General features: G+C 45.9%; 19 protein-coding genes. All 19 read right to left on the bottom strand.

Translation table 11 applies throughout. From position 1 onward, the window contains the following. Positions 1-23: 23 nt before the first annotated feature. The gene (rplX, locus tag WDY75_RS03465; RefSeq protein ID WP_006212910.1) at positions 24-380 is read right to left on the bottom strand and encodes a 50S ribosomal protein L24; all 357 of its coding nucleotides are present in this window, start codon (positions 378-380) and stop codon (positions 24-26) included. Between the two features lie 79 nt (positions 381-459). Then, the gene (gene rplN, locus WDY75_RS03460; protein ID WP_006212911.1) at positions 460-828 is read right to left on the bottom strand and encodes a 50S ribosomal protein L14; all 369 of its coding nucleotides are present in this window, start codon (positions 826-828) and stop codon (positions 460-462) included. 36 nt (positions 829-864) lie between these two features. Then, on the bottom strand, positions 865-1,131 hold the full coding sequence (rpsQ, locus tag WDY75_RS03455) for a 30S ribosomal protein S17 (RefSeq protein WP_006212912.1): 267 nt from the start codon (positions 1,129-1,131) through the stop codon (positions 865-867). Positions 1,132-1,175: 44 nt separating this feature from the next. Next, positions 1,176-1,373 (bottom strand): 50S ribosomal protein L29, encoded by a 198-nt coding sequence (gene rpmC, locus WDY75_RS03450; RefSeq protein ID WP_006212913.1) that lies wholly within the window; start codon positions 1,371-1,373, stop codon positions 1,176-1,178. After that, positions 1,363-1,797, bottom strand: coding sequence for a 50S ribosomal protein L16 (gene rplP, locus WDY75_RS03445; protein ID WP_006212914.1), 435 nt, complete (start codon positions 1,795-1,797; stop codon positions 1,363-1,365). Before rplP ends, rpmC begins: the two co-directional genes overlap by 11 nt. A gap of 2 nt (positions 1,798-1,799) precedes the next feature. Next, positions 1,800-2,465, bottom strand: a complete 666-nt coding sequence (gene rpsC, locus WDY75_RS03440) for a 30S ribosomal protein S3 (RefSeq protein ID WP_006212915.1) — start codon at positions 2,463-2,465, stop codon at positions 1,800-1,802. 13 nt (positions 2,466-2,478) lie between these two features. Continuing rightward, complete coding sequence (gene rplV, locus WDY75_RS03435) at positions 2,479-2,811, bottom strand: 50S ribosomal protein L22 (RefSeq protein WP_006212916.1); 333 nt, start codon at positions 2,809-2,811, stop codon at positions 2,479-2,481. A 37-nt stretch (positions 2,812-2,848) separates the two neighbouring features. Beyond that, positions 2,849-3,124: a 30S ribosomal protein S19 gene (rpsS, locus tag WDY75_RS03430; protein ID WP_006212917.1), complete on the bottom strand. Its 276-nt coding sequence runs from the start codon at positions 3,122-3,124 to the stop codon at positions 2,849-2,851. A 73-nt stretch (positions 3,125-3,197) separates the two neighbouring features. Further along, entirely contained in the window at positions 3,198-4,028 is an 831-nt protein-coding gene (gene rplB / locus WDY75_RS03425; RefSeq protein WP_006212918.1) for a 50S ribosomal protein L2, read from the bottom strand. 29 nt (positions 4,029-4,057) lie between these two features. Next, entirely contained in the window at positions 4,058-4,351 is a 294-nt protein-coding gene (rplW, locus tag WDY75_RS03420; RefSeq protein ID WP_006212919.1) for a 50S ribosomal protein L23, read from the bottom strand. Then, a complete protein-coding gene (rplD, locus tag WDY75_RS03415; RefSeq protein WP_006212920.1) occupies positions 4,351-4,974 on the bottom strand; it encodes a 50S ribosomal protein L4 in 624 nt (207 codons plus the stop codon). The genes rplW and rplD overlap by 1 nt, the downstream gene beginning before the upstream one ends. A gap of 26 nt (positions 4,975-5,000) precedes the next feature. Further along, the gene (gene rplC / locus WDY75_RS03410; RefSeq protein ID WP_006212921.1) at positions 5,001-5,624 is read right to left on the bottom strand and encodes a 50S ribosomal protein L3; all 624 of its coding nucleotides are present in this window, start codon (positions 5,622-5,624) and stop codon (positions 5,001-5,003) included. Positions 5,625-5,665: 41 nt separating this feature from the next. Continuing rightward, the gene (gene rpsJ, locus WDY75_RS03405) at positions 5,666-5,974 is read right to left on the bottom strand and encodes a 30S ribosomal protein S10 (protein WP_006212922.1); all 309 of its coding nucleotides are present in this window, start codon (positions 5,972-5,974) and stop codon (positions 5,666-5,668) included. A gap of 309 nt (positions 5,975-6,283) precedes the next feature. Next, positions 6,284-7,477, bottom strand: coding sequence for a globin-coupled sensor protein (locus tag WDY75_RS03400; RefSeq protein ID WP_063477861.1), 1,194 nt, complete (start codon positions 7,475-7,477; stop codon positions 6,284-6,286). 317 nt (positions 7,478-7,794) lie between these two features. Next, positions 7,795-8,985: an elongation factor Tu gene (gene tuf / locus WDY75_RS03395; RefSeq protein ID WP_006212927.1), complete on the bottom strand. Its 1,191-nt coding sequence runs from the start codon at positions 8,983-8,985 to the stop codon at positions 7,795-7,797. Between the two features lie 95 nt (positions 8,986-9,080). Continuing rightward, the gene (gene fusA, locus WDY75_RS03390; RefSeq protein ID WP_006212928.1) at positions 9,081-11,162 is read right to left on the bottom strand and encodes an elongation factor G; all 2,082 of its coding nucleotides are present in this window, start codon (positions 11,160-11,162) and stop codon (positions 9,081-9,083) included. A gap of 48 nt (positions 11,163-11,210) precedes the next feature. Beyond that, positions 11,211-11,681 carry a 30S ribosomal protein S7 gene (rpsG, locus tag WDY75_RS03385; protein WP_006212929.1) on the bottom strand — a complete coding sequence of 157 codons (471 nt, stop codon included), beginning with the start codon at positions 11,679-11,681 and terminating at the stop codon, positions 11,211-11,213. A gap of 52 nt (positions 11,682-11,733) precedes the next feature. Beyond that, a complete protein-coding gene (gene rpsL, locus WDY75_RS03380; protein WP_006212930.1) occupies positions 11,734-12,153 on the bottom strand; it encodes a 30S ribosomal protein S12 in 420 nt (139 codons plus the stop codon). Positions 12,154-12,292: 139 nt separating this feature from the next. Further along, entirely contained in the window at positions 12,293-12,544 is a 252-nt protein-coding gene (locus WDY75_RS03375; protein ID WP_006212931.1) for a ribosomal L7Ae/L30e/S12e/Gadd45 family protein, read from the bottom strand. Between the last annotated feature and the right edge of the window lie 100 nt (positions 12,545-12,644).

Genomic DNA, 12,644 nt, shown 5'->3' with positions numbered 1-12,644 from the left:
AAGGACCTCCTTTCTCAACCGTCTTATTTATCAATAACTTCTCCGGATCTTTTTGCTACGCGAACTTTTTTGCCGTTGTCCAGTACTTTGTAACCGATACGGGTTACTTTTCCGCTCTTCGGATCAACGTGCATAACGTTCGATACATGGATCGGAGCTTCCTTCTCGATGATACCGCCTTGTGGGTTCATTTGGTTTGGCTTTTGGTGTTTTTTGATCATGTTCACACCTTCAACCAAAACGCGATTTTCACGAGGGTACGCTGCGATGACACGGCCTTTTTTGCCTTTGTCTTTACCGCTGATGACGATAACTGTATCATCTTTTTTCACGTGCAGTTTGTTGCTATGGGATTCCAGAACTTTTTTCACTTTAGGCATTCGTTACACCTCCTATGACTAGCCAGTTCAACTATTTATCGGGTTCCCGAAAAGTTACGTCACTTTTTGGGGTGTTATATTAGATTACTTCCGGAGCCAAGGAAACGATTTTCATGTAGTCTCTTTCGCGAAGTTCGCGAGCAACTGGTCCGAAAATACGAGTTCCGCGTGGGCTTCTGTCGTCTTTAACAACAACAGCTGCATTCTCGTCAAATGAGATGTAAGATCCGTCTTTACGACGAACAGAACGTTTCGTACGAACGACTACCGCTCTTACTACATCACCCTTTTTGACAACGCCGCCTGGTGTTGCTTGTTTGACGGAACATACGATCAAATCACCGATTTGAGCTGTACGACGACCAGTACCACCCAATACGCGGATACACATCAGTTCCTTCGCACCGGAGTTGTCAGCAACAGCTAAACGTGTAAATGGTTGAATCATTTAAATTTCCTCCTTCCATCGAAAACTGATCATATCTTAGATGATAACCGCTTTTTCAACCACTTCTACCAGTCTCCAACGTTTGTCTTTGGATAGAGGGCGAGTTTCCATGATTTTAACGGTATCTCCGATTTGAGCTTCATTGTTTTCATCATGCGCTTTAAATTTCTTCGTGTATTTAATGCGCTTGTGATACAAGTCATGCTTCTTATAAGTTTCAACAGCTACAACAACGGTTTTATCCATTTTATCGCTGACAACCTTACCGATTTGCACTTTACGAGCATTACGTTCTTCGCTCATTTGTTAGCCTCCTTCCTGAATACAGAACAATCGTTTCTGTTTCATTAACTAATCCCAAGTTCTCTTTCATGGATAACGGTTTTAGCACGAGCTATTTCTTTGCGAACATCACGAATCCGAGTTGGGTTATCAAGTTGGCCAGTAGCCAACTGAAAACGGAGGTTAAAGAGTTCCTCTTTAAATCCGGAGATTTTTTGCTCGATTTCTGCAGTGGTTAAGTTGCGCAGTTCATTAGCTTTCATTTGCTTCACCACCCACTTCTTCACGTTTCACAAACTTCGTTTTAACAGGCAGCTTGTGAGCGGCGAGACGCATCGCTTCGCGGGCGATCTCCTCAGACACGCCTCCAAGTTCAAACATGATTTTGCCTGGTTTTACAACGGCAACCCATTTCTCAACGTTACCTTTACCGCTACCCATCCGCACCTCGAGAGGCTTTTGAGTAATCGGCTTATCTGGGAAAATCTTAATCCATACTTTACCGCCACGGCGAATATAACGAGTCATCGCGATACGCGCAGCTTCGATCTGACGGTTAGTAATCCAACCTGGTTCAGTAGCTTGCAAGCCAAATTCGCCGAAGCTTACTTCCGTACCGCCTTTAGCTTGGCCTCTCATATGGCCGCGCTGTTGTTTGCGGTGTTTTACACGTTTTGGTACCAACATGATTAGTTGCCTCCTTCCTGAGCAGCTTGTTTCTTAGCCGTAGGAAGAACCTCTCCACGATAGATCCATACTTTCACGCCGATACGGCCGTAAGTCGTATGCGCTTCTGCTGTACCGTAGTCGATGTCTGCACGAAGCGTATGAAGTGGAACAGTTCCTTCACTGTAGCCTTCCGTACGAGCAATCTCGGCTCCGCCAAGACGTCCGCTGACTGATGTTTTAATCCCTTTTGCTCCAGAGCGCATCGTTCTTTGGATTGCTTGCTTCAGCGCACGACGGAAAGATACACGACGTTCCAGCTGTTGTGCAATGCTTTCAGCAACAAGAATTGCGTCCAGTTCAGGGTTTTTGATTTCAGAAATGTTGATATGAACTTTTTTACCGCCGGCAATTTTAGTCACTTGTCCGCGCAGTACTTCTACTTCGGAACCACCTTTACCGATAACCATACCTGGTTTCGCAGTGTGGATCGTCACGTTCACACGATTTGCCGCTCTCTCGATTTCAATACGGGATACAGCGGAGTCTTTCAATTTATTTTTCAGGTATTCACGGATTTTCACGTCTTCCAGCAAAAGATCACCGAAGTCTTTGCCTGCATACCATTTGGATTCCCAATCACGGATAATACCGATACGGAGTCCTACTGGATTTACCTTTTGGCCCACACGTTTTCCCTCCTTATTTTTCAGCTACCACCAAAGTAATGTGGCTGGTGCGTTTATTGATCCGGCTTGCACGTCCCATTGCACGCGGGCGGAAACGTTTCATAGTCGGTCCCTGGTTGACATAAGCTTGCGTCACAACCAATTTAGTTACATCCAGTGAGTAGTTATGCTCAGCGTTTGCGATAGCCGAGTTCAAAAGCTTCTCAAGAACTGGAGATGCAGCTTTAGGAGTGTGACGAAGAATTGCGATCGCTTCGCCGACTTGCTTACCGCGAATCAAGTCAACAACGAGTTGAGCTTTACGAGGAGCAATACGAATCGATCTTGCATGTGCTTTTGCTTCCATATGTTTAACCTCCTCTCAAACAAAGAGCTTCATTAAATTATCTTCTCGTTTTCTTATCGTCTTCATGACCTTTGTAAGTACGAGTTGGAGCAAACTCACCCAACTTATGTCCTACCATATCTTCTGTTACATATACAGGTACATGTTTACGGCCATCATATACACCGAACGTGTGACCGATAAATTGCGGGAAAATAGTGGAACGGCGGGACCACGTTTTGATTACAGCTTTTTTGCTTGCTGCGTTCATGTCCTCCACTTTTTTGAGCAGATATCCGTCAATAAAAGGTCCTTTTTTCAAACTACGGCTCATATTGAAATCCTCCCTTCACCAAATTGTCTCGTTACCTTCGAGCCTGTCACGAAGTTATGCACTTAAACGCGCATTACTTCGTGCGGCGGCGAACGATATATTTGTCAGAAGCTTTTCCTTTTTTACGTGTTTTGTAACCAAGGGTTGGTTTGCCCCATGGAGACATCGGCGATTTACGTCCGATTGGAGCGCGGCCTTCACCACCACCGTGAGGGTGATCGTTAGGGTTCATTACCACACCACGTACTTCAGGACGTTGTCCAAGCCAACGGCTACGACCAGCTTTACCGATTTTGATCAACTCATGGTCTTGGTTACCCACAGAACCGATGGTTGCACGGCAAACTTTCAGGATGCGGCGAACTTCACCGGAAGAAAGACGAACAGTTACGTACTTATCTTCTTTACCGAGAAGTTGAGCTTCTGTACCAGCAGCACGAACCAATTGTCCGCCTTTGCCTGGTTTCAATTCGATGTTGTGGATAACTGTACCTACTGGAATGTTTTCCAGTGGAAGTGCGTTACCGATCTTGATGTCAGCACCTACTCCAGATACTACTTGGTCTCCAACTTTCAGACCTTTAGGAGCGATGATATAACGCTTCTCACCATCTACATAGTGAATCAGAGCGATGTTGGAAGTACGGTTCGGGTCGTATTCGATTGTAGCAACGCGACCTGGAATGCCGTCTTTGTTCCGTTTGAAGTCGATAATACGGTATTTACGCTTGTGTCCGCCGCCATGGTGACGAACCGTAATTTTACCTTGGTTGTTGCGGCCAGCTGTTTTGCTCAGTGGAGCCAGCAACGATTTTTCCGGCTGATTCGTGGTGATTTCTTCAAAAGTCGACACGGACATGTTGCGTCGAGCCGGGGATGTCGGTTTATACTTTTTAATAGGCACTGAGTTTTCCCTCCTTACTTAAGAAATTCTTATTCAACCGATTCAAAGAACTCGAGCGGTTTGCTGTCTGGAGCCAAAGTTACGATTGCCTTTTTCCACTCGGTTGTGTAACCGGAATAACGGCCGTAACGCTTTGGTTTCGCAGGAACACGCATCGTATTCACGTTCGATACTTTAACTTTAAAAATAGATTCGACAGCTTGCTTGATCTCGGTCTTGTTAGCACGGATATCCACTTCAAAAGCGTATTTCAGCTCTGCCATGTAGTCAGCCGTACGTTCCGTGATCACCGGGCGCTTGATTATATCGCGTGGGTCTTTCATTACGCGAGCACCTCCTCTACCTTCTGAACTGCTTCCTTCGTAATGATCAGTTGATCGTACGACAGTACGTCAAGAACATTAATGCCGTCAGCCGCTACGAATTTCACACCAGGAATATTACGTGCGGAAAGGGCTACATTATCATCATAGCTTGGAGCAACGATGAGAGCTTTACGGCCTACTTTCAGGTTGCTAAGAATGTTAGCAAACTCTTTTGTTTTCGGCGTATTCAGCGTCAGTTGATCCAATACGATAATTGCGTTGTCAATCACTTTGGAAGACAATGCAGATTTAATAGCCAAACGACGGACTTTCTTAGGAAGTTTAAATGTGTAGCTGCGCGGAGTTGGTCCAAATACCACACCGCCGCCTTTCCATTGTGGTGAACGGATCGATCCTTGACGAGCGCGGCCAGTACCTTTTTGTTTCCAAGGCTTACGTCCGCCGCCGCGTACTTCAGAACGTCCTTTTACTTTGTGGGTACCACGACGAAGGGAAGCGCGCTGCAACAATACTGCGCTGTGCAGTACGTGCGTATTCGGCTCGATGCCGAACACAGCTTCATTCAATTCTACTTCGCCAACTTGGCTACCGCTGACATTATAAAGTGCTACTTTAGGCATTGTTTGTTCCTCCTTTCTTTAGGCGATTATTTCTTCACCGTTTCTTTAATTTGAACGAAACCTTTTTTAGGTCCTGGAATGGATCCTTTAACAAGGATTACGTTACGCTCTGCATCGACTCTAACAACTTCGAGTTTTTGGATCGTAACTGTTTCATTGCCCATGTGACCTGGCAGACGTTTTCCTTTAGGAACACGGTTTGCCTGGATCGAACCCATGGAACCTGGTCTACGGTGATAACGGGAACCGTGAGACATTGGTCCGCGGCTTTGTCCCCAACGTTTGATTACACCTTGGAAACCTTTACCCTTGGAAATACCCGTTACGTCAACAAATTCGCCTTCTGCGAAGACATCAGCCTTCAGCTCTTGTCCAACCTCGACACTCGCGAGGTCAACACCGCGAATTTCGCGAACGTAGCGCTTAGGCGCAGTGTTTGCTTTTTTCGCATGGCCTGCTTCTGGTTTGTTAGATCTGTTCTCTTTCTTGTCAGAGAAACCGACTTGAATCGCTTCGTATCCGTCGTTTTCCAGATCTTTCTTTTGAAGAACAACACAAGGACCTGCTTCGATAACCGTTACAGGAATTACAATACCTTCAGGGGTAAATACTTGAGTCATTCCGAGCTTTCTACCTAAGATACCTTTCATGTTGACACCTCTTTTCTCTTCTCTAATTCGTTATGCTGGTCTTACAGTTTGATTTCGATATCTACACCGGACGGCAGGTCCAAGCGCATCAAGGCATCCACAGTTTGTGGAGTCGGGTTCACGATGTCGATCAAGCGTTTATGAGTACGCATTTCGAACTGTTCCCGAGAATCCTTATACTTGTGCACCGCACGGAGAATGGTAATTATTTGTTTCTCAGTTGGAAGCGGAATCGGACCGGATACACCAGCACCCGAACGTTTTGCTGTCTCAACAATTTTCTCAGCGGATTGATCAAGAACTCTGTGGTCGTATGCTTTCAAGCGAATACGAATTTTTTGCTTTGCCATTTTATTCCCTCCTTCTATCGCCCAATTTGGTATCGGACATACTCCGTGAAAATTTTCCAACCACCTGCCTCATGGCAAAGGGGCCGGGTGTGTCGGTAACCTCTCACATCATCGCAACGTCGCAGAACAACATTCACTATTATATATAAAAGATAGGCGCATTGCAAGCACTAATTCATAATTCATGTCAGTTTATATTTGCACCGTGCTTTTCTTGAAATTTTCAGCTAAAATCGCTGCTTCTGATGTAGCTTCCCCGTATGCTGCCAATTGTCATGGACAGCAATTTCATTTGCTTTTCTGCTGTGATCATCTGATCGCACTGGATTGTACAGATGTAAGAATATCGGTGAACAATTGGCTTGTCTCCTCTGATTGGTTCTTCCCTTTCCCCGCAAGCAGCTGTACATGGTTAATAGATTCTACCACTTCGGATGTGATGGATCTGGATTTCGTTACGATATCAGTTATACGGCTCACTGTCGTTCGTGTATCCTCGGAGAGACGACTGACCTCCTGAGCCACAACTGCAAAACCTTTTCCGTGTTCCCCAGCACGCGCCGCTTCTATAGTAGAGAGCAGTTTGATCTGTGCCGCTATTTCATGAACGCTTACCGCTATCAGGGCAATCTGTCTGGAGGAATCATGAAGTTCTTGTACAGCATTCTGCATATCCGAGGTACTCTCATCTATTGCATTTATCTGTACTGCCAAATCCGCTATCTTTGCCTCTCCAGCCTGAGCATAAGAAATAGACCCTTGCATAGTCGCCGAAGTCGTCTGAAACGCAGTAGTCACCTCACCGCTGCTTGACATCAAGCGTTCTACAGCTTCATTAATGTTCAGTGTCAGATCGGATAATTCACCGACAAAAGCAGCAATGCTCTGCTTTAGTTCTTTGCGTACCCATTCATATTGCTGCTGCTTCTCATTCATGTTCTCCTTCTCGTAAGCTTCCAGTAGAAGCTGTTGCTCCAAGCCGAGCAGCTTGGTGATCGTCGACACGACCCGAATTTGCTGTTCCTCTTCTTTCACTTCTTTATATATAATCTTGAAGAATTCATTCTGCAGATTCTGAAAAGCCGATAAGTACCATTTAGTCTCCAGTCCTACCCGTTTGTGGACTTCGGCTATACGCAATCTTTTCTCCACGTAAGCTTCATTGATCTCGCCATTAAATATTTCAAGAAGATGATCCTTTAAGGTCTGTTTCAGTCTTTCAATTGTACTATGCTGCACTATGATATCCCTCAACTTATCCACATCCACAACGGATTGGTAAAAAGCATCGGTGATCGCTTCCATCCTCAACTCCATCTGCGGGCGTAACTGCTTTAGCAGACGCAAATCTCCCTCTGTCAGACCGATCATTCTCATCTGTTCATTCAGTTCACCCAACTTCTCCTGGTATATGTAACTTTCTTCGAGGGGATCACGGTGTACTTCTGCAGACTGAACGACATGGGCCATACTCTTCTTCATAAAAGCAAACGGGCATTCCATAATGAGCTGTGCTCTCCATTCTATATATTTAGGTAGTTTCTTATCTGTGAAGCAGACTTCAAACAGAGATTGTAATCATGTTAGGCGCAAATATATAGAATGAATCCTTCAATATATGGCATATTCTGTGTAGTGAGCTTGACTTTTTTTCTACAAATATTCGAAATATGGGCAGTTCCCTTGTTTTACGCTTCTCCGGTTTTTGTACAACAGAAAAAGAGCCCAATCCCAAGGGATCGGACTCTTTTATCAGGACATCACATTGTTGCTTGTTACAATACACTGTTGCTATATGCAAGGCTGTTTGTAGGCCTTAATTATTTAATGATGGTAGCAACGGAACCAGCACCTACGGTACGGCCGCCTTCACGAATGGAGAACTTAGTTCCTTCTTCAATCGCGATTGGGTTGATCAGGTTAACCGTAACGGTGATGTTATCACCAGGCATAACCATTTCAGAACCTTCTGGCAGGTTGATCACACCAGTTACATCCGTAGTACGGAAGTAGAACTGTGGACGGTAGCCAGTGAAGAAAGGCTTATGACGTCCGCCTTCTTCTTTGCTCAGTACGTATACTTGAGCAGTGAACTCTGTGTGTGGTTTAACGGAAGCAGGCTTAGCAAGTACTTGACCACGCTCGATTTGAGTACGGTCTACACCACGAAGCAATGCGCCGATGTTGTCACCAGCTTGAGCAGAATCCAGCAATTTACGGAACATTTCAACGCCCGTAACAACGGATTTCTTAGTTTCTTCAGCGATACCAACGATTTCGATTTCTTCACCAACTTTGATCGTACCACGCTCTACACGACCTGTAGCAACGGTACCACGACCAGTGATGGAGAATACGTCCTCGACAGGCATCAAGAAAGGCTTGTCAGTGTCGCGCTCTGGCAATGGGATGTACTCGTCGATTGTTTTGAACATTTCAACGATTTTTTGTGCCCATTCGCCATCTGGGTTTTGCAGAGCTTCACGAGCGGAACCACGAGTAATCGGAGTGTCGTCGCCTGGGAAGTCATACTCGCTCAGAAGGTCGCGAACTTCCATTTCAACCAATTCCAAGAGCTCTTCGTCATCAACCATGTCGCATTTGTTCAAGAATACAACGATGTAAGGTACGCCTACTTGGCGGGACAACAGGATGTGCTCGCGAGTTTGCGGCATTGGGCCGTCAGCTGCGGATACAACCAGGATCGCTCCGTCCATTTGAGCTGCGCCAGTGATCATGTTTTTAACATAGTCAGCGTGACCTGGGCAGTCAACGTGTGCATAGTGACGAGCGTCAGTTTCGTACTCTACGTGGGAAGTAGAGATTGTGATACCGCGTTCGCGCTCTTCTGGAGCTTTGTCGATTTGATCGAAAGACATTGCTGCGCCACCATAAGTTTTGGACAATACACTTGTGATTGCAGCAGTCAGAGTAGTTTTACCATGGTCAACGTGACCGATAGTACCGATGTTAACATGGGGTTTCGTACGTTCGTATTTAGCCTTTGCCATTTGAACAATTCCTCCTTAAGGGGATATATATGTTGGGCCGGAAGCGGAGTTAACGGGATATACGTCCCGCCTCCTATCCAGCAGGTAAAACGTTATTACTCTCCGCCTTTGATCTTGGACACAATTTCATCGGAGATACTCTTAGGAACTTCTTCGTAATGGGAGAGTTCCATGGAGAACACACCGCGTCCTTGTGTACCGGAGCGAAGGGTAGTGGAGTAACCGAACATTTCGGAAAGAGGTACTTTCGCACGGATAATTTGAGTACCACCACGGGAGTCCATACCTTCGATACGTCCACGGCGGGAGTTCAGCATACCCATTACGTCGCCCATGTATTCCTCAGGCACGGTAACTTCTACTTTCATGATTGGCTCAAGCAGGACAGGCTTACACTTTTCTTTTGCTGCTTTCAGAGCCATGGAGCCGGCGATTTTAAACGCCATTTCATTGGAGTCAACATCATGGTATGAACCGTCAACGATGGTTGCTTTAACGTCAACAAGCGGGAAGCCGGCAAGTACACCGTTCTTCATTTGCTCTTCAATACCTTGTTGTGCAGGACCAATATATTCTCTTGGTACGGAACCACCGACAACCTTGCTCTCGAACTGGTTACCGCTACCTGCTTCCAATGGTTCGAACTCAACCCAAACGTGACCGTATTGACCACGACCACCGGACTGACGAACGAATTTACCTTCAACACGTGCAGGTGCACGGAAGGTTTCACGGTAAGCTACCTGTGGTTTACCCACATTGGTTTCTACTTTGAACTCACGACGCATACGGTCGATGATAATGTCCAAATGAAGCTCACCCATACCAGCCAAGATCGTTTGGCCTGTTTCTTCATCAGTATGCGCACGAAGAGTTGGATCCTCTTCAGTCAACTTACCGAGAGCAACACCCATTTTATCTTGGTCAGCTTTTGTTTTAGGCTCAACTGCGATTTCGATAACCGGATCAGGGAAGTTCATGGACTCCAGGATAACCGGGTTTTTCTCATCACATAGTGTATCACCTGTGCCCGTATCTTTCAAACCTACAGCAGCTGCGATATCTCCGGCAAATACTTCGGAAATTTCTTGGCGGCTGTTCGCATGCATTTGAAGGATACGACCAATGCGCTCACGCTTGCCTTTAGTTGCATTCAGTACGTAAGAGCCGGATTGCAGAACACCGGAATATACGCGGAAGAATGTCAGCTTACCAACATAAGGGTCCGTAGCGATTTTGAATGCCAAAGCCGAGAACGGCTCTTCATCAGAAGAATGCCGAATTGCTTCAGTTCCGTCTTCAAGGGAACCCTTGATATCTGGAACGTCAGTTGGAGCCGGCAAATAATCGATTACGGCATCAAGCATCAACTGAACGCCTTTGTTACGGTAAGAAGATCCACAGATAACAGGGAAGATCTTAACTTCGACAACACCTTTACGCAGAGCGGCTTTCAACTCAGCAATGGTGATTTCTTCACCTTCAAGGTATTTCATTGTCAAGTCTTCGTCAAGTTCTGCTACCTTCTCAACTAACTCGTTGCGAAGCTCTTCCACTTGATCCTTGAACTCTGCTGGAATTTCGGTTTCTTCGATATTTTGACCAAGGTCATCTTTATACATGAAAGCTTTTTCCTCGACAATATCGATGATGCCAATGAAATCGTTCTCTGCACCGATCGGAAGCTGAATCGCTACCGCGTTCGCTTGCAGACGCTCTCTCATATCTTTAACTACGTTCAAGTAGTCGGCACCGATAATATCCATTTTGTTTACGTATGCGATCCGCGGAACTCCATAACGGTCTGCTTGTCTCCAAACAGTCTCCGACTGAGGTTCAACGCCCTCTTTCGCACTGAATACACCTACTGCCCCATCCAATACACGAAGGGAACGTTCAACTTCTACTGTGAAGTCAACGTGCCCCGGGGTGTCGATAATATTAACGCGATGACCCTTCCAAGAAGCGGTAGTCGCAGCGGATGTAATCGTGATCCCGCGCTCCTGTTCCTGCTCCATCCAGTCCATTGTAGCAGCACCTTCGTGAACTTCCCCGATTTTGTGCGTACGGCCTGTATAGAACAAAATCCGCTCTGTAGTGGTCGTTTTACCAGCGTCAATATGCGCCATGATCCCGATATTACGTGTATTTTTCAAGGAGAACTCTCTTGTCGCCATGCGAATAGTCTCCCTTCAAAATTTGAAGTATAAAATAGTTGCCGAATCCTACCAGCGGTAGTGAGCAAACGCTTTGTTCGCTTCAGCCATTTTGTGTGTATCTTCGCGTTTCTTAACAGAAGCGCCTGTGTTGTTGGAAGCATCGATGATCTCTGCCGCCAAACGCTCTTCCATTGTTTTCTCACCGCGGTTGCGGGAGTAGTTTACGAGCCAACGTAATCCAAGGGATGTACGTCTCTCTGGTTTAACTTCGATAGGAACCTGGTAGTTAGCACCGCCGACACGACGAGCTTTAACTTCCAATACTGGCATGATATTTTTGATAGCTGCTTCAAACACTTCCATCGGATCATTACCAGTACGTTCCTTGATGATGTTGAATGAATTGTAAAGGATGCTTTGAGCAACACCTCTTTTACCATCCAACATGATGCGGTTGATCAGACGAGTTACCAGCTTGCTGTTGTACACTGGATCTGGAAGCACGTCTCTTTTGGTTACTGGACCTTTGCGTGGCATGGATATCCCCCTTTCTTCAGTCGTGAGTCATGTTAGAAAACATGAACATCAATTAGCTTTTTGCTTTAGGACGCTTCGTGCCGTATTTGGAACGAGCTTGCATCCGGTTGTTTACACCAGCGGTATCAAGTGCGCCGCGAACGATATGGTAACGTACACCCGGAAGGTCTTTTACCCGTCCACCGCGAACCAATACAACACTGTGCTCTTGCAAGTTATGTCCGATACCCGGAATGTAAGCTGTCACCTCAATGCGGTTCGTCAACCGAACACGAGCATATTTACGAAGTGCGGAGTTCGGTTTTTTCGGCGTCATTGTGCCTACACGAGTGCATACACCGCGTTTTTGCGGAGCGCTCAAGTCGGTCTCCTCACGTTTCAAAGCGTTAAAACCTTTTTGAAGAGCTGGAGATTTCGATTTGTAAACTTTGGCTTGACGGCCCTTGCGAACCAGTTGGTTAATTGTTGGCATGCTAGCCACCCCCTTCCCGTATTTATCATCCTATTACAAACCCGTTTAAGTCCACAGACCCAGGCGGTTCATAAAAGAACAAATGAAAAGTTTTTGCCGAGAGAAGTAACGCCTTCTCCAACAAAAACGATTTCTCAAATCATGATTTCAAGACAGCTACCATAGCTGCACCGACTTCAATACCGCATGCTTCTCCAAGCTCTATCATCGTGGGCACATAATTGATATGTACTCCATTCTTATCACACTCGGATACGACTTTTGAAATCAAACGCTGGTCGCAATCTTCAGCTACATAAACCTCTGCAGCCAGACCGGATTCAACGGCCTTCATCGTTTGTTTGGTGCCAATCTTGATGTGTGCATCCTGTAATCCTTTATCATTAGACACAGTCATTCCTCCAAAAGAACAGGGAACAAAGAAACTATTCACGCACCTTTGCTATATTAGCATCTGCCCTAAGCGATGTCAAGCTATTAAATCAGAAAAA

This window comes from Paenibacillus glucanolyticus, from assembly GCF_037333485.1.
Lineage (GTDB): Bacteria > Bacillota > Bacilli > Paenibacillales > Paenibacillaceae > Paenibacillus_AQ > Paenibacillus_AQ glucanolyticus.
The sequence above is the reverse complement of the archived record's forward strand: the minus strand, read 5'-3'. Positions and strand labels throughout refer to the sequence as shown.

Bases quoted from the DNA above. Each gene is read 5' to 3' on its own strand.
- rplX (WP_006212910.1), bottom strand. From the start codon at position 380: ATGCCTAAAGTGAAAAAAGTTCTGGAATCCCATAGCAACAAACTGCAC.
- rplN (WP_006212911.1), bottom strand. From the start codon at position 828: ATGATTCAACCATTTACACGTTTAGCTGTTGCTGACAACTCCGGTGCG.
- rpsQ (WP_006212912.1), bottom strand. From the start codon at position 1,131: ATGAGCGAAGAACGTAATGCTCGTAAAGTGCAAATCGGTAAGGTTGTC.
- rpmC (WP_006212913.1), bottom strand. From the start codon at position 1,373: ATGAAAGCTAATGAACTGCGCAACTTAACCACTGCAGAAATCGAGCAA.
- rplP (WP_006212914.1), bottom strand. From the start codon at position 1,797: ATGTTGGTACCAAAACGTGTAAAACACCGCAAACAACAGCGCGGCCAT.
- rplV (WP_006212916.1), bottom strand. From the start codon at position 2,811: ATGGAAGCAAAAGCACATGCAAGATCGATTCGTATTGCTCCTCGTAAA.
- rpsS (WP_006212917.1), bottom strand. From the start codon at position 3,124: ATGAGCCGTAGTTTGAAAAAAGGACCTTTTATTGACGGATATCTGCTC.
- rplW (WP_006212919.1), bottom strand. From the start codon at position 4,351: ATGAAAGACCCACGCGATATAATCAAGCGCCCGGTGATCACGGAACGT.
- rplD (WP_006212920.1), bottom strand. From the start codon at position 4,974: ATGCCTAAAGTAGCACTTTATAATGTCAGCGGTAGCCAAGTTGGCGAA.
- rplC (WP_006212921.1), bottom strand. From the start codon at position 5,624: ATGAAAGGTATCTTAGGTAGAAAGCTCGGAATGACTCAAGTATTTACC.
- rpsJ (WP_006212922.1), bottom strand. From the start codon at position 5,974: ATGGCAAAGCAAAAAATTCGTATTCGCTTGAAAGCATACGACCACAGA.
- WDY75_RS03400 (WP_063477861.1), bottom strand. From the start codon at position 7,477: ATGGAATGCCCGTTTGCTTTTATGAAGAAGAGTATGGCCCATGTCGTT.
- tuf (WP_006212927.1), bottom strand. From the start codon at position 8,985: ATGGCAAAGGCTAAATACGAACGTACGAAACCCCATGTTAACATCGGT.
- fusA (WP_006212928.1), bottom strand. From the start codon at position 11,162: ATGGCGACAAGAGAGTTCTCCTTGAAAAATACACGTAATATCGGGATC.
- rpsG (WP_006212929.1), bottom strand. From the start codon at position 11,681: ATGCCACGCAAAGGTCCAGTAACCAAAAGAGACGTGCTTCCAGATCCA.
- rpsL (WP_006212930.1), bottom strand. From the start codon at position 12,153: ATGCCAACAATTAACCAACTGGTTCGCAAGGGCCGTCAAGCCAAAGTT.